General features: G+C 46.6%; 18 protein-coding genes. 7 read left to right on the forward strand and 11 right to left on the reverse strand.

Annotated elements, in window-relative coordinates:
- Positions 1-256 precede the first annotated feature (256 nt).
- The 6 genes from DXZ20_RS38540 to DXZ20_RS38270 form a co-directional block, all read right to left on the reverse strand.
- A complete protein-coding gene (locus tag DXZ20_RS38540; RefSeq protein ID WP_348918709.1) occupies positions 257-814 on the reverse strand; it encodes a hypothetical protein in 558 nt (185 codons plus the stop codon).
- Between the two features lie 352 nt (positions 815-1,166).
- The gene (locus DXZ20_RS19275; protein ID WP_250565835.1) at positions 1,167-2,306 is read right to left on the reverse strand and encodes a TPM domain-containing protein; all 1,140 of its coding nucleotides are present in this window, start codon (positions 2,304-2,306) and stop codon (positions 1,167-1,169) included.
- A gap of 178 nt (positions 2,307-2,484) precedes the next feature.
- Positions 2,485-3,345 (reverse strand): transporter substrate-binding domain-containing protein, encoded by an 861-nt coding sequence (locus DXZ20_RS19280; protein WP_250564624.1) that lies wholly within the window; start codon positions 3,343-3,345, stop codon positions 2,485-2,487.
- 105 nt (positions 3,346-3,450) lie between these two features.
- Positions 3,451-4,095, reverse strand: a complete 645-nt coding sequence (locus tag DXZ20_RS19285) for an amino acid ABC transporter permease (RefSeq protein WP_163699919.1) — start codon at positions 4,093-4,095, stop codon at positions 3,451-3,453.
- A gap of 8 nt (positions 4,096-4,103) precedes the next feature.
- A complete protein-coding gene (locus DXZ20_RS19290) occupies positions 4,104-4,775 on the reverse strand; it encodes an amino acid ABC transporter permease (protein WP_163659087.1) in 672 nt (223 codons plus the stop codon).
- Positions 4,776-4,791: 16 nt separating this feature from the next.
- The gene (locus DXZ20_RS38270; protein WP_284681684.1) at positions 4,792-4,914 is read right to left on the reverse strand and encodes a hypothetical protein; all 123 of its coding nucleotides are present in this window, start codon (positions 4,912-4,914) and stop codon (positions 4,792-4,794) included.
- A gap of 58 nt (positions 4,915-4,972) precedes the next feature.
- Here DXZ20_RS38270 and DXZ20_RS19295 point away from each other — a divergent pair, with 58 nt between their 5' ends.
- Positions 4,973-5,167 (forward strand): hypothetical protein, encoded by a 195-nt coding sequence (locus DXZ20_RS19295; RefSeq protein WP_163659088.1) that lies wholly within the window; start codon positions 4,973-4,975, stop codon positions 5,165-5,167.
- Positions 5,168-5,170: 3 nt separating this feature from the next.
- Here the strand turns inward: DXZ20_RS19295 and DXZ20_RS19300 are convergent, their stop codons facing one another.
- Positions 5,171-7,177, reverse strand: coding sequence for a hypothetical protein (locus tag DXZ20_RS19300; protein ID WP_163659089.1), 2,007 nt, complete (start codon positions 7,175-7,177; stop codon positions 5,171-5,173).
- A 246-nt stretch (positions 7,178-7,423) separates the two neighbouring features.
- Between DXZ20_RS19300 and DXZ20_RS19305 the strand changes: the two genes are divergently transcribed.
- From DXZ20_RS19305 to DXZ20_RS19315, 3 genes are all read left to right on the forward strand, one after another.
- Positions 7,424-8,143: a response regulator transcription factor gene (locus tag DXZ20_RS19305; RefSeq protein ID WP_163659090.1), complete on the forward strand. Its 720-nt coding sequence runs from the start codon at positions 7,424-7,426 to the stop codon at positions 8,141-8,143.
- 74 nt (positions 8,144-8,217) lie between these two features.
- The gene (locus tag DXZ20_RS19310) at positions 8,218-9,336 is read left to right on the forward strand and encodes a sensor histidine kinase (RefSeq protein WP_163659091.1); all 1,119 of its coding nucleotides are present in this window, start codon (positions 8,218-8,220) and stop codon (positions 9,334-9,336) included.
- 178 nt (positions 9,337-9,514) lie between these two features.
- A complete protein-coding gene (locus DXZ20_RS19315; protein WP_163659092.1) occupies positions 9,515-10,585 on the forward strand; it encodes a serine/threonine-protein kinase in 1,071 nt (356 codons plus the stop codon).
- Here the strand turns inward: DXZ20_RS19315 and DXZ20_RS19320 are convergent.
- On the reverse strand, positions 10,582-11,502 hold the full coding sequence (locus DXZ20_RS19320; protein ID WP_163699922.1) for an alpha/beta fold hydrolase: 921 nt from the start codon (positions 11,500-11,502) through the stop codon (positions 10,582-10,584). The genes DXZ20_RS19315 and DXZ20_RS19320 overlap by 4 nt on opposite strands.
- A 168-nt stretch (positions 11,503-11,670) precedes the next feature.
- Here DXZ20_RS19320 and DXZ20_RS19325 point away from each other — a divergent pair, with 168 nt between their 5' ends.
- From DXZ20_RS19325 to menD, 3 genes are all read left to right on the forward strand, one after another.
- Positions 11,671-13,386, forward strand: coding sequence for a diflavin flavoprotein (locus DXZ20_RS19325; RefSeq protein WP_163659094.1), 1,716 nt, complete (start codon positions 11,671-11,673; stop codon positions 13,384-13,386).
- Between the two features lie 516 nt (positions 13,387-13,902).
- On the forward strand, positions 13,903-15,324 hold the full coding sequence (locus DXZ20_RS19330) for an isochorismate synthase (RefSeq protein WP_163659095.1): 1,422 nt from the start codon (positions 13,903-13,905) through the stop codon (positions 15,322-15,324).
- Positions 15,321-17,147 (forward strand): 2-succinyl-5-enolpyruvyl-6-hydroxy-3-cyclohexene-1-carboxylic-acid synthase, encoded by a 1,827-nt coding sequence (menD, locus tag DXZ20_RS19335; protein ID WP_163659096.1) that lies wholly within the window; start codon positions 15,321-15,323, stop codon positions 17,145-17,147. Before DXZ20_RS19330 ends, menD begins: the two co-directional genes overlap by 4 nt.
- A 68-nt stretch (positions 17,148-17,215) precedes the next feature.
- Here menD and DXZ20_RS19340 read toward each other — a convergent pair whose 3' ends face one another.
- The 3 genes from DXZ20_RS19340 to DXZ20_RS19350 form a co-directional block, all read right to left on the reverse strand.
- Positions 17,216-18,160 (reverse strand): SPFH domain-containing protein, encoded by a 945-nt coding sequence (locus tag DXZ20_RS19340; protein ID WP_163659097.1) that lies wholly within the window; start codon positions 18,158-18,160, stop codon positions 17,216-17,218.
- Positions 18,157-18,534: a hypothetical protein gene (locus tag DXZ20_RS19345; RefSeq protein WP_163659098.1), complete on the reverse strand. Its 378-nt coding sequence runs from the start codon at positions 18,532-18,534 to the stop codon at positions 18,157-18,159. Before DXZ20_RS19345 ends, DXZ20_RS19340 begins: the two co-directional genes overlap by 4 nt.
- 414 nt (positions 18,535-18,948) lie before the next feature.
- Positions 18,949-20,964 carry an ankyrin repeat domain-containing protein gene (locus DXZ20_RS19350; RefSeq protein ID WP_163699924.1) on the reverse strand — a complete coding sequence of 672 codons (2,016 nt, stop codon included), beginning with the start codon at positions 20,962-20,964 and terminating at the stop codon, positions 18,949-18,951.
- Positions 20,965-21,230 lie beyond the last annotated feature (266 nt).

A 21,230-nucleotide genomic window follows, 5' to 3' on the forward strand; every position in this document is an offset into this window, starting at 1 on the left:
GATATGTCCCAGGGCAGCATAAGGACTCTCACAAAAAACAACTTGAGGTAACGGTAGGCCTACAGCTGCATAGGCTGTCGTAATCGCCTCAGTTGCATGTTTTGGATCAATCGCTTTTTCGGGAAAGATATGGGATTCCCATTTTTTCTCTATCTGTGATGCCTTCTTAAGTTGTTCTGATATTAGGTGAGTCGGTTGTTTCCAAAACATCTGCTGCCCTCTAAAATGTGCGTTTTATCTACACTCAGAACAGGGATTAATCGACCACATACTTCCAATTACTTAAAGATTTTCGCTTTCCAGCTTTCTTTGAGGTAGTTTTACGTTGACGTTTGGATGTCGTTTGGGAAGAGGGTGTAACTGCTGAAGATGTATTAACATCTCTAGTGCTATATTGCTTGTCTCTATATCCCAGCACATCAGCCATCAATTGCTGCTTAGAGCTAGTTCTCACACTATCAACAATTTTCTTTAGAAATTCTTGATCGGCATTTTCTTCAGTAATAAACTCTTGGTTGAGTTGGGATGAAAAGGCACCATTTTTGCGTGGGACATACTCCCTTTGAACATATATCTTCCAATTACCGTAGTGAACTTTTAAGGGCCGATGTTCATCATGGGACAAAATCGCCACCTTAGAGCGGACCTTGAGATAAAGTTCCCCCTGATGGGAAAATAAAGTAGCAATGCCTTTACTGATGCGATGTGAATGCCCCGTAGACATGCCTTCTAGCAAGGTAAGATGGGGCAGTTCATCACCAAGAACATGTGAGGTTGGCAATAGAATGACATCTCCCTGGCGTATTGGTCTCATAAACCTATTCCTTGAGTCAAAATTTGATTGTTATCAACTCTATACAAAGATCAGCAGGAAACTAATGAGGCAGGGTGTATGAACTGAGCGCTATGTATTGTTAAAAATCTTACTGGAGTAAAGCTTTACGCAATTCATTTTGCCCATATATTACGGATATAAAAATCGAAAAAGTTTACATCAATTCAGTATTTTCACTACCATTTTGAAGCTTGAGGCTTACATGATGCCAGTCCACAAGACTGATTTCATAAATGCTCCAATATTGATAAAGCTTTAATAAAGTCAACTTGGACCATACAAACCTGTTTTAGGCAACTTGCGACGTTTTATTACCAGCTCCTACTGGTGATTACCAGCTCCCACTGGCTCCACCTCCTGAAGAACGACCTCCCCCTCCTCCTGAAGAAGAACCTCCTCCAAACGAGCTACTGCTACTTGACTTTTGCTTTCTGGGAATCGTCACTGTGTAGGTATTCTCATAAGAACAATGCTGACATGTCTCAGTTACCCGAGCAGTTCCTGAAGAGGAATAAGTGGCTGGGCGAATTATATCTCGCCTAGATAAAAGAGTTTTGTAGCGACACCCTCTACAGGTTTTATACTGAGACAACAAACTACCATAGCGATTAATATTATGGCTTTGACAGCTAGGGCATTGCCAAACATCATAATCAACAGAACCTAGTTGTTCCTCCACATTTTGCCCTTGATCCAAATACTGATTGTCACTGTTCTCATCCAGACGCACCATATCAGCACCACAGTCCGGACAACGACGACGACGGTAGCGTAAAAATTGCCTCATTATCAAACCAACACCACCCAAACCAGTCAGACCACCCCCCACTAACCAGTTCTTATGATTGCCATGGCCATCGTAAGAAGGCGCAGTGTCACGGCTGACGACAGGGCTACTTGACCGAGATGCTGCCGCTGGTGATGTTGTTGTTGTTGTCTCCTCAGGCTGAGTTACACGCCGGATAATTGCTTCAGTCCCCTGCAAAATTCCACCACTGTAGTCGTCTTGCTTAAAGCGCGGCACCATGTACTCATCAATCACTGACTTCATTGCAGAGTCCAGAGATGTGCCGTAGCCAGAACCCACTTCTATCCTTACTTTTCGATCATTCACAGCCACCAACGTCAGAATGCCATTATTCTTTTCGGCATCACCAATGCCCCAGGTATTAAATAAGTTGGTAGCAAACGACTCAATCGTACTGTCCCCAGTCCCATAGTCCTGAATTGAATTAAGGGTAACAACCGTAGCTTCAATGCCATGGTTAGCCTCCAGGTTTGCCAACGATTGCCGAATGCTGATCGCATCCTCTGGGCGCATCAATTGAGCATAGTCGTTGAGGTATGGATCGCTGGCTGTGGGATACCCCGTTTGAGCCCAGGATGGTAACACACTAAGATGAGAGAATAGAATGGTTGCGATCGCAACCACTGTCACTATCACCCCTCGCCGCATCCAATGCACAGGCATGTTAGGTCTACTAAGCATAGTTACGATCACCTGAAGAGCCATTGTTATCTACAGACCTTCAGAATTATATTTCGGATTTTTCCATACAACAACATCAAGAAAATACCGGTTGCTGAAGAATACTGTACTCAGCAACCGGTGTTTTTATGACTGACTTGTTACAAAAGCGATGAATTCCCTAGAACGCAGGTAAAGCAGGCAACGGCTCTCCTAACCATTTCTGGGAAAAGTCATCTAATTGACCACCTAAACGCTTGTGATAGACAAATGTGTTCACCCATTGGAGTAAGTCAACCTCACCACGACGTAGGCCGATGTGAGCGGGGGATTCTTTGATGATAAATTTGCCCTCAATAGTCTTGTCGGGGTTGTTCTTTGATAGCTCAGATGCAACCACATTACCTGTGGCAATCATATCCACCTGACCAGAAATCAAGGACGATGCTGTCAGGCTGTTGTCAGCAAAGCGCTCTATCTGTACATCATCGCCCACCGCATCGGTCAGTTCCAGATCCTCTAAAGTCCCCTGGGTCACCCCGACCTTATAACCACCTAAATCGTCAAATTCACCCACACCAGAAATCTCCGATGAGCCGTAAATTCCAGAGAAAAATGGAGCATAGGGAATGGAGAAGAAAATAGACTTAGCCCGCTCAGGATTAGCTCCCATACTGGAGATGACTAAATCCACCTTATTTGTTTGTAAAAAGGGAATCCGGTTATCACTGGTCACTGGCACCAGCTCTAGCTCAACGCCCAAATCTTCAGCAATCAAGTTGGCCACATCGATGTCATAGCCTTCCAGATTACCGCTAGCATCCACAGAACCAAAGGGGGCAAAATCTTGGGGTACCGCAATTTTAATTGTCCCTGCTTCAATGATGCGGTCCAGACTGGAAACAACAGCAGCATCGTCCTGAGCTGTCACACTGGGGGAGTTACCACCACCAGCACAGGCTACAGCAACCAACGAAAACACACAGGCGATCACTGCAATGGAGATGGTTTGCAGCCACCGTCTTGGGATAGAAAAACCCATGATTAAAGAATCCTCACTCAAATCCTTATGGGGCTAAGGAATGTACGATAGGCCCACCGTAGCAGGCTGAATAGCAATCACTGTATCCTGGGTTACTTTTTTATCTCAGTATGCTAAGGATTTCTCTAGTTTTCGGCTGGCAACAGAAATTGGAAAACAAATGCCGAAGTAAACAATGGCAGTAACCAAATATACAAAAAAGGGTTCGAAGGTCACATTTGTAATATTGGTAGCTGAACGGGCCAGTTCAACAAAGCCAATGGCAGAAGCGAGAGAGGTTCCTTTGATCACCTGTGCTAGAAAACCTACAGTGGGAGCAATGGAGCGACGGACAGCCTGGGGCAAAATCACTAACCCTAACTGTTGACAGTAATTCATACTTAATGCCTTGGATGCCTCCCACTGGCCAGAGGGAATCGACTCCACCGAGCCGCGCCAGATGTCTCCCAGGAAGGCACTGGTAAAGGTAGTTAGGGCAAGCGTTGCAGACATCCAAGGACTAATGTCAATGCCCAAGATGCTGATGCCAAAGAACGCCAGTAAAAATTGAATGAGCAGGGGTGTGCCCTGAACAATTTCTAGATAGACCCAGCTGATGCCCTTAAGAGGGCGAAATGGAGAGATTCTCATCAGCATAAGGAGGAAACCAGCTACTCCTCCACAAATAAACGCAATGGTGGATAACAGCAACGTCCAGCGGGCGGCCCATAATAGAGCAAAGACAATATCTAGGTGACTAAAATCTCTCATGTAATCCCTCAAATGTAGCGGGTGAAGGTGAAAAGGCGACGGTGACAGAGCTGAGCGACGAGTTTAAAGCTGAGGGCCAGCACTACATAAATCAGAGCCAGGGCAAAGTATACTTCAAAGTCTCGGAAGGTGCGCGATCGCAAAAAATTTCCCATAAACGTGAGCTCTTTAGCTGAAATTTGCGACACTACACTAGTTAGTAGCAATAGCAACACCATTTGGCTGGTGAGTGCCGGGTAAATATTGGCAATGGCGGGCTTAAGGATCACCAGACGAAAAATCTGCCATCTGTTTAACCCAAGGGACATACCTGCCTCAATCTGGCTTTGCTCAATGGACTGAATGCCGGATCGAATGATCTCGGTGGAGTAGGCTCCAAAATTAATGGTAAGCGCCAGCAAAGCGGCCTGACTGCTGCCCAACCGTGGCCCCAAGCTAGAAATACCAAAGAAAATAAACAGCAGTTGCACCAGGAAGGGCGTATTGCGAATGGTCTCCACATAGGCAGCTGCTAACATACCAAAATAACGATTGTCAGAGGTACGGCAAAGGGCACCAACTATCCCTACCATTAACCCTAAAACAATGGCCAAAGCTGACAGCTGCAGGGTGAGGCCCACTCCTGCCAATAACAAATCCCAATTATCCCAAATGACTTGAAACTGAAACCGATAGGTCATTATTTATCTATGCATCCTAAGCTGTGACTGTTGCTACTTGCCAACCCAGAGTGCGGGCTCGCTCCTGGGCAATTTTAGGCACATCTGCAGCAATAAATTGTTCATGAAGGATCTGAACGCTAAGGAGATGATTGATCATGGCATCAATCTGTACTTGCTCGGCAACGGGTATACTCAGGTGACGACAATTTGCGGCAATGTACGTTATAGATCGAGACCGCTACCCTCATCTTGATCTGCGGGTCGACCATGACGAGCAGCCCCTGGTTACCCTGCGCACTGCCTTTGAAGAGTCTTGCAAGGATTATTATCAGTCCTTCCGTCAAGCGATGCCTTCAGAACAGGCTCAGGTGTTACCCCTGGAAACACCCTGGTTAGATGAAGCAGTGTAAGTCTTATTTCACCACTAACGTTTTGACATAGCCTTCTAACTCAGGGCTAAACCGAGCGATAAAACCGCCGTCGGCACCATACAGTTCAATCGGTAGCTGGGTGCGCTTGCCAATATTGATCACCTCTTGCAACAGCTGGTTGACTTCAACAATCATCTGATCAGAGGCCGGTACACTCACACGATTATTCGGATCGGCAATGGAGAAATCTGCCAATGCATCATAATCTTTGGCTAATTTGAGCTGTACTGCCCCCCGCTTCATCCCAAACTGACAAAACGTGGGCTTACAAATACTAGAGAAATCCTCTTTAGCCTTATCGAATCGAAGGGCTAAACGCAGATTTTCCTGAGCCTGAGACAGCGCCGGTTCATAGTTTTTTAAAAGGGTCTGACCATCGGCATAGCGTGACGTGCCCACCGGCACCCCCTTAACCTGGGTAATCGCATCGCGCCAGCCCAGCATAGCGAGGGTCCACTGTTCCTCTGATTCATATTGACGGGCCGTAGCTGCATAGCGCACAGCTTCGTTGTAAAACTGGTCGGCAGCCTGCTCCTGTTGATAGCGGGTACGCACCTTGGCTAAATCAGTCTCATAATTAGTTAACAGCTCATTCGCCTCCCCATGGGCCATGGTGCCTCTGGGAATCTGTTTTAGTTGTTTAACAGATTTATTCCAAGAGTCTAACGCCGTTTTCCAAGCAGACATTGTATTGGCAATTTCCGCTTGGTCCTTAGCTAAAGAGGCCGTCAGCTGTGCCTGATTCAAGTTTTCTTCTGCCTGCTGCTCCGACGTCACCCGTCCTTCAATCGTAGTTAAGTTATTGCGGTATTCCTGCAACTTTGGTGAAACAAACACCTCATAGATAGGGCTTCCGGCAGGAATCTCCTCTAGCTGGGCAATGGTTGCACGCCAGCGTTCTGCAATGCTTTCCCAATGGGCAATGGGGTGGGGTGGATTTTGACTTTCCTTGGCAGCGGTCAGGGCATTTTCCTGGGCGGCAGCCACTGCATTAAGCAGGTCAGCCTCACCCTGATAGTCATCCAATAACGCTTGCGCACTGGCATGATGCCTTGACCATGGGGGAATTGGCTTGAGGGTATTCACAGCGGTATTCAGCTGGTCCCCCATATCCAGTACAGTTTGCGGAGTCGGCTGATCCTGCAAAGCGATTAAGGCAGCATCTCCTAAGGCTTGGGCTTGCTGGATGCGATCGCATCCAGCCATCACACAGGGTCGACTTAACCCGTACCCCAAAGCGCCAAATACAGCTGCCATGCCAATACCCGCCGCCATCAAACCACGACTCACCGCAGGCGCATCCGCAACAGTCTCAGGTGTTTCATTCACAGCGACTGACGCCGCTTCTCCCACATCCTCTGAGATATCTTCTGGAGACTTCTCGTAAAACCCATCCAAATTTAAGAGTTCATCGACTGATGGCTCATCGACCGGCAGGTCCCCCTCCATGGGGGGCAGTTCTTCACCAAATAATAATTCTTCTCCAGATAAAAACTCTTCCTCTGATAGATCACCCGTTGCCTCATCCTCTCCGTCATCCTCCTCAAACAGGCTCTCAGAAGCTATTTCCGGCTGATTGTTCAACAAAGGTTCAAACACCTGATCGTCAAGCACCACATCATCCAACAATATGGGACCTGAACTATCTTGCAAGAGCCAATTAAACCGATGCACCGCAATGGGTTTCGCCATAAATGGCTGCTTTAAATAGACTTTAATTGGAATGGGGTCTCCCGTTGCACCCAGATGCTCTGCTTCAACAGGCAACCCATCAATCTCCAACCGATGGCGGATCGAGGTTTCTACCTCCGCAAAGACATAGTTGACAGGCACTGTGTCCACATTAGGGCTTTCCACCAGCACCATAAGCTTGCCTCGGCTAACAGCACACTGTATCGCAACTGCTTCAGGGACCTCCGGTGAGCGACTTAAATCGTAAGTCAAATCAGCCGATAGGCGACTTAGAGTAAACGCCGACGCTAGACTCATGCTCTACGCCTCCACAAAGTTAACCAACAGGACAAGTGCCCTAATAAACAACTATTCACAACGCATCTATGATGCAATCATTAGGCCTTAGCTTACCCCCATAATTTCCTTGGGCTCAGAGGGGCAAGGGGGTATTAAAGCTATTGAATAGTGGCCTATTGTTTACGTTTTCGCAAGCCCTTTTCTTCTTTGTTCAGCATCCATTTGTAGAATCCTAATATCATTGATGGCTCCATCGATTACCCCATGAACGTTCTAATCGTTGAAGACGAAACTGACATAGCTGACCTGATTCAGCTGTACTTAACCAATGAGAGCTTCACCACCGAAATCTGTAGCAGCGGCACAGCGGCCCTTGAACGTTTCCCTATTTTTCAACCAGACCTAATCATCTTGGATTTAATGATTCCCGGATTAGACGGCCTAGAAGTATGCGCCCGCATCCGTCAAACACCTGGCACCAAAGATCCCTACATCTTAATGTTGACAGCCAAAGGGGAAGAGTTGGATCGCATCATCGGCCTATCCACCGGAGCCGATGACTACATGGTCAAACCCTTTAGTCCCCGCGAGTTAGTTGCGCGGGTAAGAGCCTTATTACGCCGTAGTCTGCGTGGGGCACCTGCCAGCCACACCTATCGAACCGCCCACTTTGCCATTGACTTTGATCAGCGCTCTGCACTGTACCAAGATTCAGAGCAAACTTCAGACTCCATTGCCCTTGACCTCACACCGCTAGAGTTTGACTTGCTCGCCACATTTTTGAGCTACCCTGGTCGCGTTTGGAACCGATCACAACTCATCGAAAAGCTCTGGGGAGACAATTTTTTTGGCGATGAGCGGGTAGTCGATACCCACATTGCCCGTCTCCGTAAAAAAATTGAACCGAACCCGGCTCAGCCTACATTCATCAAAACCGTTGTCGGTGTCGGTTACCGGTTTGAAGATAACCATCAACGTTCTTAATTTTGAATTTTAAGTTTTGAGTTCAAGGCTCAATTCAAAATTCAAAACCCAAAATTCCCCATAGCCTTTAGTCCATGGCCAAAGTCCCAACAAACATTAGCTTACGCACCAGATTGCTGCTGTCCCACCTGATTGTCATGGCAGTTGCAATCATCGCTTTGGCCGGTGTCAGCCGTCTGTCCACTCCCCGATACTTTGTGGTGACGCTTGAGCGTTTAGAAGGCCGGGGGATTCGTATTCAGCAGGTGCGCGGCCAAATTTTAGAAAGTTTCACCGATGCTTGGGCTCGGGGGATGGTCTGGTCAGTTCTCTTAGGAGGAGGAGCCGCTGGTGGTATTAGTTATTTGCTATCGCGACGTATTATTCGTCCACTGACGCGGATGGAGGGAATTACCCAACGATTTGCCGCTGGAGACTGGGCAGCCCGCGTTCCTCCATCCGATATCCCAGAACTCCATCAGCTTGGCCATAGCTTTAACCGCATGGCTAGCGAACTGGAACAAGTAGAGCAACAGCGACGGGACTTAGTCAGCGATTTATCCCATGAATTGCGGACACCGCTCACCATCCTCCGGGGCTACCTGGAAGCCCTGAGCGATCAAAAATTGCCTGCCACCCCTAAAACCTATGCAAAGCTCATGGGTGAAACCCAACGTCTGCAACGTCTCGTCGAAGATTTACAAGAACTCTCGAAACTAGAGGCAGGGTATCTACCCATTCAACGGCAATCCACCGATCTGACAGCCCTGACGGAGCAGGTCACCCAGCGTTTCCTCGATCAGCAGCTAGCATCAGACAAACCGCAAATTGTCGTAGATACGACTCCTGATTTACCCGCCGTTGAAGCTGACCCCGCCCGTACCGAACAGGTTCTCGTTAATTTACTGAGCAATGCTCTGAAATATACCGAAATTGGGCAAATTACTGTCAAAACCTGGCAAAATGAAAGTCAGGTTTGGCTCGCGGTCCAGGATACTGGCATAGGCATCGCTGCTGCTGATTTACCCCATGTTTTTGAACGTTTTTGGCGCGCCGACCGCTCCCGCAGTCGTGGTTCTGGTGGTACCGGTATTGGCCTCGCCATCTGCAAACGTCTAGTCGAACTACAGGGTGGCGAAATTTATGTCAGTAGTGAAGTCAATCGGGGCAGCACATTTGAATTTTGGTTACCCAAAGCTACGCAAACCCGCTAAGTTTTGACGTAGATAGCCAACCCACCGATTACAATCCTTCAACCAATAGGCCATAATAATTATTATCAATGACCGTGACTGCGGACACTCAATTGATGAGAGACTATTGCTAGCATCATGGTTTATCCAATTGAGCCCTTCTTAACCGCGGCTAGTAATCGTCCGCTTCATTTCGCTCATGTCTGAATCCAATTCCCCAGGTCGTCAAGATCCTCGCCTTAGTAAAAAGCTGTGTGATTCAGGTCAGCTTTTTCGGGAGCGTTATGAGGTTGTGCGCATTTTGGGGCGCGGTGGTTTTGGGGTCACCCATCTAGCGCGCGATCGCATGCTGCCAGGTTCACCACTCTGTGTGATCAAACAGCTATTTCCAAAAGTCAGCCATCCCATTGCCCTAGAGCGAGCTAAGCAACGATTTCGCCGTGAGGCTAGAATTCTCGGACGGTTAGGCAGCCATTCTCAATTACCAATGCTGCTGGATTACTTCACCTTTAAGGGGGAGTTTTTTCTAGTACAAGAGTATGTGCATGGAGATACCCTGAGTCGCGAAGTTCGCAAAAACGGTGCTCAAAAGGAACCTGCCGTTAAGCAGTTCCTCATCGAAGTGCTGCCAGCAATCCGCTACATCCATCGAAATCGAGTGATCCATCGGGATATCAAACCCCCTAATATCATTCGCAGTAGAGATGACAATCGTTTGGTACTGCTAGACTTTGGGGCCGTACGTGAATGTCTTCATTATGATGATGACCCTGGGGACCATGCCGCGAGTCCTACGACACATTTTGTGGGCACCATGGGGTTTGCTCCACCTGAGCAATTGGCACTACGTCCCACCTATAGCAGCGATATTTATGCCCTAGGTGTTACTTGTTTATATCTACTGACAGGTAAATCACCTTTAGAATTTGACATCGATCCCAATACCCAAGAAATCAGCTGGCAGCGCTCTGTCAACATCAGTACATCCTTTGAACGATTACTGGCTAAAATGCTGACCACTGACTTATCAGAGCGATTCAAACGCATTGATGAAGTGCAGCGTGCCCTCCAATTAGATGCCCACTACAGCAATTTAGAACTCTGCCTCAATCGCGTACCCAAGACACAAGAAGTATCCAACAAAGAAAACGTCATCGAGTTGGATCAAAATAAATCGCCAATTCAACGCCGAGCAGCCGCTATTCGTCGACTACGCCAACGTCAGCATATGAAAAACCGACCGAGCACGGGGCCTGCGTTCCCGCTTTAATTAGCCTCCACATCCGCCAAATGATTGAACCAGGCCTGGATGGTCCTATCAAGGACTTCAGGCACCTCGTCATACAAGCAGTGGCCAACATCATCAATGGCTCGATAGCTGATGTCTGGATTTGCCGCCAGGATTTGCTTCGCCCACGCCGTCGGTAAGATATTATCCTTCGAACCCCATAGCAGGAGAATTGGGGCAGCTACCTGCTGAATTAAATCAGCGGTAACATCACTAAACTCTGCTTTAGTGCGAGATTTCACTAAGTAACAAAGTGTACGGGCTGCACCGCGTTCCAAGGTAGGTCGCGTAAATATCTCCACAAGTTCATCATCTACTCGCTCAGGCTGCTGATAAATGTTAGTGAGCACCCGGCGAATAAAATAAGGCTGACGCACTAGTGCAAATAAAGGACGCAATAGTAATGGCGTTGAAAATAGCCCCTCCACGCCCCGTGATAGACGGTCTGCCCACCCAGATACGAGTTCCTGACGGGCCAGTGGCAGTGTGAGCAAAATCAGCCTCTCTACCATGTCTGGATGCCGAGCAGCTGCCGTCAGAGCCACCAAAGCTCCCAGGGAATGTCCCATCAAAATTACGGGTTGCCCCATGAGCATTTGCCAAAAATCGTAGACTTGCTCCTGCCACACCTCCGCCCCTAGAACCGCTGCCGCCTTCTGGGAATGACCAAATCCTAGAAGGTCCAGAGCGTATATCGGTCGCTGTTGGCCCCATAGCTGTAAATTGGATCGCCACTGTTCCAAATTGGCCCCAAAGCCGTGAACCAATAGCATCGGCGTCCGCTGTTGGGCCTCCAGTTCATGGGGGCGAATGTAGGTATAGCGAATACGCCATCCTCGCCAGTACCAGAAACGCTGCTGCCCCAACTCAGGATGATTAATGGCTTGAGGTTGCTTCATGGAGTCGCTCTATAGGGGCAGATGATAACTATCATGTAACTTAAGGCAGATTGCTATTAAAGGAATCAATAGTGGTGAGTGGTAGATACCTTTAAGATAGATTAAGAATCATTTACTGATGAGTTGATTAGTCCCTCAGACTCATCACTGGGGATAGCGAGGCGTACTATGACCGAGACCAAGCAGAGAGATGTTCAGGTATTGCCCATCGCAACAAATACACTGGCCCTGCGCTCCCGCAGTTGGAATCGACTGCGTTTTGAAATTGAGTATGCGCTCGAAAAGGGAACAACGGCTAACTCTTATTTGATTAATGCTGATCAAATCGCATTAATCGATCCTCCGGGGGGCTCATTTACCACTATCTTTTTAGACGCGTTGCGATCGCACGTTGCCCTCGACCAACTTGATTACATTATCCTGGGTCACATTAATCCCAACCGATTGGAAACCTTACAACACCTGGTTAATGAAGCCCCCCAGGTAACAATTGTTTGTTCTAATCCAGGTGCGATCGCCATCAAAGCAGCGGAGCTGTCCCTACAAAACCCTTTATTTGTTATCAAGAATGCCGACGAGGTTCTCGATCTCGGTCAGGACCATAAGCTGCAATTTATGCCAGTGCCCACCCCCCGTTGGCCTGACGGACTGACTACCTACGATCCTGCCAGTTGCACCCTTTATACCGATAAATTTTTTAGCGCCCATATTTGTAATGATGACGCCTACGATCTCCGCTGGGAAGATTTGTTAAACGATCGTCGTTACTACTTTGATACAGTGATGGCCCCTAACGCTAAACAGGTTGCCACCGCTCTGGAAAAGCTTAGTGAGTTTCCAGCCCACCTTTATGGAGCTGGTCATGGCCCCATGGTGAAGTATGGCATCCATGAACTCACCCACCAGTATCAACAATGGTGTGCCCAGCAAAAGCAACAAACCCTTAGTGTTGCTTTAATTTATGCGTCGGCCTACGGTAACACTGCCACCATTGGTCAAGCCATTGCCCGAGGCATCACTAAGGCGGGTGTCGCAGTTGAATCTATCAATGCTGAACAGGCTCCCCAAAGTGACATCAAAACCGCAGCCGAAACCTGTGCCGGGTTTATCATTGGTTCTCCCACCCTCGGTGGTCATGCACCGACCCAAATTCAAACAGCACTGGGTTTGCTGCTCTCTACGGCCTCTAAAAATAAACTAGCCGGTGTATTTGGCTCCTACGGCTGGAGTGGCGAAGCCATCGACCTCCTCGAAAGTAAATTGCGGGATGGCGGCTATAGTTTTGGCTTTGATCCCATCCGTGTCAAATTTAAACCGGACGAAGTCACCCTCAAGTATTGCGAAGAAGCGGGTACCGACTTTGCCCAAGCTTTGAAAAAAGCAAAACGTGCAAAAGCACCCCGTACCCCCGCAAGCAACGTTGAAAAGGCCGTTGGTAGGTTAGTCGGCTCCCTATGTGTCATGACGGCTAAACAAAGTGAAGTTGCCAGCGCCATGCTGGCTTCATGGGTCGCCCAAGCGACATTTACACCGCCTGGTTTCACCGTTGCTGTCGCCAAGGAGCGCGCCATCGAAACATTGATCTATCCAGGCAATCCTTTTGTGCTCAATATCTTGGGTGAAGGCAAGCATCTAGGTCCCATGAAACAATTTCTCAAGTCCTTCACCCCCGGTGAAAACCGCTTTGAGGGTATTGATATTGAAGTTGCCGATAATGGCGCTTACATTCTCAAAGATGCGATCGCGTATCTAGAATGTACCGTCAAACATCGTATGGACTGTGGAGACCACTGGGTTGTCTATGCCACAATTGATAGCGGCCAGGTCCTCGACAACAATGCTAAGACGGCTGTTCACCATCGCAAATCCGGCAACCATTACTAATCTTGCATTAGAAGCTAACACCGAGAGTCTTAAGGATCAGTCGAGACTCTTACCAAAGCTCTGATTTTCTTACCTGCTAAGCACTTTTCTAAGAAAAGGAGTATGCTTTAACATCTCAACTCTCTTCCAGCATCTCTTGGCCGACCAAAAGATGAAATTCCCATTGCCTAGAAACGAGAGTCATTGATTATTGAGCTGCATCCCTATCTTCATGTACGTAGCACGTTTTGCTATTGCTTATAACTATGTGCGCAGCAAACTGCTATTGGTGCAGCCTCTCCTTTGGAGATATGCATAGCAACAAGCAATCTATTGAAACGCAAAGTTTTCCAGAGACCTAAGCCTACAAAGGTTTCCCCTTAGGGTAGAAGCACTAAATTCAATGCTTGGCTAGTATTCCTCACAAGGATTCATGACTCTTTACATGTCAATTGGCAAGCTAGCCCATGCGCCTAAAAATATGTTACCTGTAGAAATATTTCATTCCCTTAAAATTACACTGTTCAATATTAATTTATGACCGTTGCGCCGTATCAGTCTGATCTATTCAAAAGGTGTAAAGAAATTTATGGCTTCTTGTCAGATTGCCAGCGACAAGCAACCTATAGTCAGCATGCGAAGCTAGCTAACTTTACAGTTCCCATTAGCTCCATTGAACCGTGGCTAGTTCTACAACAGCTAGAAAAAACATACCCAATACATTTTTACTACTCCACCCCTCAATATACCCTTCTAGGATTAGGCATAACTGTTGCTCAGCAAGCTGCTGGGCCTGATCGGTTTGAGCGTATGCAACAGTTTGTAGACGTCTGGAAACGTCGCATTCTTTCATCAAACCAGAGTGGGCCGATTATTCAACCCTATTTCCTTTGTGGATTTACCTTTTTTGAGCAAGCCCATGGTCTCTTTGATCCAGCTCAGGTATTCGTCCCACAGATACAAATTCTTCAGCGTAATGGACAAACAACCGCCAGCTTAAACTATCTCATCGACGATGCTGTCAATATCACTCGTGTAGTTGATGACATTAGACAACAGATCCAGGCAATTGAAACAGCAGCAGAAAAGACTTCCCATACAACCTTCACAACGTCCTCTAGGACCTTACAAACCCCAAAGGTGATCAGAGATGTAGGCAACTTCGAACAGATGGTGGGCAGTGTACTCCCTGCCCTGAAACGATCTACGCTCCACAAAGTAGTCCTTGCTGATGCTTTAGATGTATTATCAGCCAGTCCTTTTAATATCCCAGCCTCTCTGAAAACCTTAGGTATAGCCTATAGTGATTGCTGCATCTTTTCATTCAGCAACGGCGAAGGGCCCGTTTTTATAGGTGCCAGCCCAGAAAGATTATTGAGTATCACGACATCAGTGAACGGTAAACAGCTGACAACTGATGCCCTAGCAGGTTCTGCACCTCGAGGAGACACTCTTAACAGTGATCAGCTCATCGCTGAACAATTGCTCAACAACCCGAAGGAGCGTTATGAACATCAGGTTGTTGTCGAATTTATTATAGAGCAACTAATCAAATTAGGCCTGAATCCTCAGTTTGCAGTCTCTCCAGAAATACTCCGCTTAGCCAACATTCAACATTTACACACTCCCATCCAGGCATCTCTCCCCCATGATATTAAACCCCTAACTTTAGTTAAAACACTACATCCTACTCCTGCTGTAGCCGGGTTACCTAGACCTAGTGCCAGTCAACTACTCAAGACAACAGAATCCTTTGATCGAGGGCTTTATGCATCTCCCATTGGCTGGATTGATGCAAAAGGCAACAGTGAATTTGTTGTGGGTATTCGTTCTGCTTTAATTCAAGGTCGCCAGGCAAGATTATTTGCAGGAGCTGGAATTGTTTCACAGTCAAGTCCGCGTAGTGAACTAGCCGAAGTTAAGCTTAAATTACAAGCACTGCTAGGGGCTTTGGTGTGAATACATTAGACTATCGTAATACAAACACCCTGTGGGCATCGGTCATTGTAGAAACCCTTAGTCGACTTGGGTTAACCACCGCGATTATTTGTCCAGGCTCTCGCTCTACACCACTGACCGTCGCATTGGTTCGCCATCCTAAAATCGAAACTCTGCCAATTCTAGACGAGCGTTCGGCATCCTTCTTTGCCCTGGGCCGTGCTAAGCGATCGCACCAACCTGTGGCCCTCGTATGTACATCAGGAACAGCCGGCGCGAACTTTTATCCTGCCGTAATTGAAGCCAAAGAAAGTCATGTTCCTTTAATCCTGTTGACTGCCGATCGCCCTCCAGAAATGCGTGCCTGTGCATCAGGGCAAACTATTGATCAGCAAAAATTATTTGGTGATTTTGTTAATAGCTATACCGAAATGGCTATCCCCAACATCGGTCTCCTGAACTATGCTCGGCAAACCATAGTTCAAACGTGGGTGAAGGTGTTATACCCTATTCCAGGTCCAATCCAGCTCAACTGTCCCTTTCAAAATCCCCTTGCTCCCTTAAGTGAAACCCTAGACCTCAATATTGAGGAAAACAGCTTTTTTGAAGCTGTTTCACCTCCTATCCTGGGACAGGTTACGACCAATGTTCTTCCCAAAACATTGTTAGACAGTTGGGTTAACAACAATCGGGGCATCATTGTTGCTGGACCAGCACTGCCACAAAATCCTGAAGCCTACTGCCGTGCCGTTGCTCAGTTATCTCAGACACTCGGTTGGCCAGTGCTTGCAGAGAGTCTTTCTCCCCTGCGTAACTACCAATCCCTAAATCCTTACCTGGTTAGTACCTATGATACTTTGTTGCGCCATCATGGGGAGAAGCTAATCCCTGAAAAAGTTATCCAGCTAGGCCCCTTGCCAACCAGTAAAGTGTTACGTCAATGGCTACGGCAACAACAGCCTTACACTTATCAGGTATCGCCTTATGCCCTAAATGTGGATCCTCTTCACGGTAGAACCCAACGGCTGGAAATTTCCGTAGAGTGTTTAGGAGAATTAATTGCTACGGCGAAGTACGCTGAAAAGTGTGACAGCCAAACTAACCAATATTGCCAAACATGGATTAATTGCGATCGCACCCTCGAACAACATATCTCTCAAACACTCCAAACAATTCAAACGCCCTTTGAAGGAAAAATCTCCTGGATACTATCCCAGTATCTGCCAGAAGGGACACCCCTGATCATCGCCAATAGCATGCCTATCCGCGATATGGAATCCTTTTGGCAACCCAACGATCGCCATATTCAACCCTACTTTAGCCGCGGGGCAAATGGCATCGACGGTACCCTATCCACTGCCATGGGTATTGCCCATAACAACCAAAATAGTCTCTTACTCACTGGCGATCTCGCCTTTCTCCACGACACTAACGGCCTGTTAAACGCTCGCCACATAAACGGATCGCTCACCGTTATCCTGATTAATAATCAAGGCGGAGGCATCTTTGAAATGCTCCCCATTGCCGATTTTGAACCTCCCTTTGAGCAGTACTTCGCCGCCCCCCAAACAGTTGATATCGCAAACCTGTGTTGTGCCTATGGCGTTCAGCACACGCTTATCAATACTTGGGAACAGCTGATTCAATACATCAAAAATCTTGCCATTAACAACTATCCACCCTTACAGGTCCTAGAAGTTCGCACCAATCGCAAAGCAGATGCCCATTGGCGTAAAACTCAACTGATCTCCCTAGCAAAAGTGGTCAGGCATCAGGAATCGGGAGCCAGTGTGGTGCCAGATCCTGACGCCCGATTCTCCACCTCGCTAAAATTTCCTGGCTAAAGTTGATGCTCCATTTATCAGTGTCGTCGGTAGGCAATCTCGGTTGAAAATATCTCTGTTCACACAGGTTATTGACCGTCAGCTGCGGGCGCAGCCCCTAGCTGCACATTGGGCGTCTGAACCACAGGGGCCTGCTGGCCATTCCACTTCTGCACACGGGCCCGCTCGTTACGTAGGCGCTCTAATTCCAATAGCTGGGGGGTGACTGAACCAGCCCGTAAACGATTCGCTTCCGCCTCCGCTTTTGCCTCCTCAATAAGTACCTGGGATTCACCCTTTGCACGAGCCACATTGGCCTCCGCTTCAGCCTCTACCTTACGACGATTAAACTCAGCCGTTTGAGCCGCTTGCTGAGCTGCAAACTGTTCATCAATACTGGCCTGAATCTCCTCAGGTAAACGTAATGGTCCCAACAAAGAAACATCCTGTACAACAATAAATGGGAAACGCTCTTGAGTACAGGTACGTACGGCATCTACAAGCTTTTGCTGGTTCGTTGGCAGCATTGAGGGCGTCAACTGCAAGTCTTCAGCAGACTTGCCAAAACAGTTACGCAACCCATTACGTAACTCACTAGCACGAAACTCATTGGGAGTCTTACGATAGGTTTCATAAAACTCATGAAGCTTTGTTTTAGGAGCCCCTTCAGTAACTTGTTCAGTTGTAAACCCAAAGGACACGCCTACATCCGCTGAGACAGGACTACCCCCTACAGAAAAAATCACCGATTCATCATTGGGAGACCCCTCTGTAGCATCCCGTGTAAATGGATAGGTATTGATAAATGTGGGAAATACCACCACATTTTCCGTATAGCCGTTATACCAAACACGGCCATTGACTAAACGGGCATTTTCAATACCTTTGTCACCACCATAGAGGCGAATCTTTAGACCTGCATAGCCGGGTTCTACCGTACTTATACTAGTGCCTGGAACAACTCCACAGCTTGATGTTACTGCTCCCAACACCCCTAAGGAAGCAACTAATTTCAGAAACGTTTTGAATCTCATTTTTGATATTGCCTAAGTAAATCCGAAGCGGAGAGCTGAAAACGGTAGGCATCAGGTTCAACACTCAGTATTGAAAATGTCTCAATGTCTCGACGAACGTTAAGCGATGTCGTGCCGATAAAATCTATCCAAGTTAACTGGTAATACTCCGGAAAGTGGTGAACAAACAACCGACGAGCTATACGGGCATCTATCCAGCGCATAATTACAGCGCCCACCGATAGACTTAGTAAACCCAACACAACTAACCAGATCAATACTCCCAAGAAAGGATAGTTGGAGTTTAGAAATTGAGGTGCGATCGTCGCTATCAAGAAAAGACACACCAGGAGCTCAATCACCCCAAGTAATATCCAACGGCAAAGAATTTTCACGTCTACCTATGGCTACTATGCCAAAAAAGAGCGTCAACCTCTGTCAATAGAGCGCCCCGCTCTCGCTATAACCTACTACAAATAAATTAGCGCCCATTTCGAATCATCAAAAACTATTGCTCAGTCCCGCTAGATCAATTTATATAGCTACGTAAATTCAGGCCATTCAGTCAAAGTCTTTTGTAAGAGGTTTTGCACACCTACTTAACTCTCGAAGAAAGGTCACTTGCTCACAATATTTCGATAAAACATGACAGAGTACTTTGCAAGCTATCCTCAACTATGAAAGGCTTTGATACAAATTCGACATTAGCTTTATCCTATGATCTGGTAATACTGCCTGCCGTAGTGGAGCACTTGTTGAAGAAGGCTAATAGACCAGTAGGGGCAATCTAATCTTCTTCTATTTGACAGCTACTTTGCTCCATTTTCTAATAGGAGGTTTTCTACTCTTTGGGTTGAGCGCATTCTGCGAAAAAATCTGTGAAATGATGGAGCTTGGTGATATGGATTTGCATTGCGATTTGCTCTGAATACTGTTAGCGGGGTGTCACCACTTGTAGTTGGGATATTAACATCTGCCCCTGCATTAATCAGTACCTCTGCTTTTTCCCATAACGTCCCTACTAATGCCTGCTGCAAAGGAGTCACAAATTCGGAGGTGTCACTATGCCTGGGTATATTGGGGTCAGCTCCATGGTCCAAAATTTGCTGGAGTCGATCTGTGCTGGTGTAGGCAGTAGCTGTATGTACGAGTGTGGCTCCATTATCTTTTTGAGCATTAATATCAGCACCATACTCCAGGAAAACTGCTAAGAATTTTGCAAAGTCTTGTGCCCGACGTTGGGCAACCTGGCGGCGTTGCGATTTCGATAAAGGTTTTCTGATTTCAAAGCTGCTCAGGGCTAAATGTAACGGAGTGGAGCCTTTAGTAGAGCCTTGAGAGGTTTTAGCATTGGCATTAGCACCATGGGCGAGTAAGCGTTCTGATAGCTCAATGTTATGAGATTTGGCTACCCGATGGAGCGGTGTCAGTCCTGATTGATCTCGAAAATTTATGTCTGCACCCTCGTCAACTAAAAAATCGACAACTTCAGGATTAGTTCTATAGGTGATATGGCTCAATATACCTGGATCTATCTGGCTATCGTGGTTGATCAAACGTTCAGCGGTGGCTCGACCACTGCCAAATATTACGGCCCATTGTAGGGGTGAGGAGCCATAGTTATCGGAGGCTGTATTGATATCCACTCCCTCAGCTATTAAAGTTTCTATGACCTCTATGTCATTCCTAGCCACGGCAAAATGGAGCCAGGTTGCTTGAAAATTTCCACCGATGGTAGCTCGGGCATGAAGATCAATACCCTGAGAGAGCAGAATCACTGCTGCCTCACGATCTCCATATTGGAGTGCACACTCCAATATAGACCTAGTTGCAATCTCTTTTGGTTGAGCACCTACGTTTTGAAAATAAAGCTGTTTATGAATATTTTTCGTACTCACCTGAGTCTTCAAGGAACCACCTCGGCTTAAATACCTTCCAAGGGCCTTACCAGATTCACAATTCTGTTGTTTAGGATAAAGGCCAACATATTTTAAGACTCCTCTCCCCTCTAGGAAAGGGATGTTAATAACTGAGAAAGGATAAATTAGAGACAGAGCACCACCCAAAGCTAATAAGCACTTTAAATAAAAACGATGTGTTCTGTTTTTGATCTGTATCCAATATCCAATAAAAAGACAAAGAGAGCCACAAGAGATAATCAGGCTTAGGCCCATTGGCCATGCATGGGGTCGATAAACAACGAATATAATACTAGATATGAATCCTGCAAATGAGAATAACATTCCTACCCATAACTGCCTCAAATTACTAGACCTATTGGGATTAGATATTTCATTTAGCTTAACCTGATAGCCAGTATAAGCTAGTAAATAAACACCCATAAGAATCAACATTACGCCGAAATCCCATTGACTAATGTCAGTTAGGACTGCTGAAAACCCTAGAAATACACTCCAACATCCGAGGGCTATACTGAGATAGCGTGGTCCAGGCAGTTTTCCAAGCTTCTCTTTGAGTGTTTTTTGTTTACTAGATACAGCTAGATTCTTGATCAGTCTGACCGTTGAAAGGTAATGCCAGATTTGAAACGGAAAACAAAGTATAAATACACCAGGAAAAAATAAGAGAAGATTGTCATCTATGTCCGTAAAAATACAGAAGAAAATCAAAGCAATGGAAACAACGATCGCTAAGACTTGATGATAAAGAATTAGAAACCGTCGAAGTTCTAGTTCCTTATTTTCATCTGGAACAATATAATAACGGCTCTCGATTAAAAACCAAATACCTTGACGATAGAAAAGTTTATTGCCTTCGAGATCTTCTTCAAAATATTGGTTTGCTATTTTTTCAAAGTATCCCATTGGTTTTCATGCTCCCTACACTAGGGTTTAGCTTGGTGGTTTAAGTGTGCGATCTCACACAGCTATGTGCGCCAAGTTATACATAAGTTTTCCAGGATCTTCATATCCCCTTTAAGTTGTTCCTGAAATCCTAACTGTAAGATCATTTATAAGATATTTGCATCAAGTTTTAAAAAAAGCAAAAAGCGCGTCTTGCATAGAACAAGACGCGCTTTGTAGATTAGGACCCTGGCACCGAGCTATTTTCACAAGGGGCAACCCCCTCA

This window comes from Adonisia turfae CCMR0081 (genome assembly GCF_011009555.1).
GTDB lineage: Bacteria > Cyanobacteriota > Cyanobacteriia > Phormidesmidales > Phormidesmidaceae > Leptothoe > Leptothoe turfae.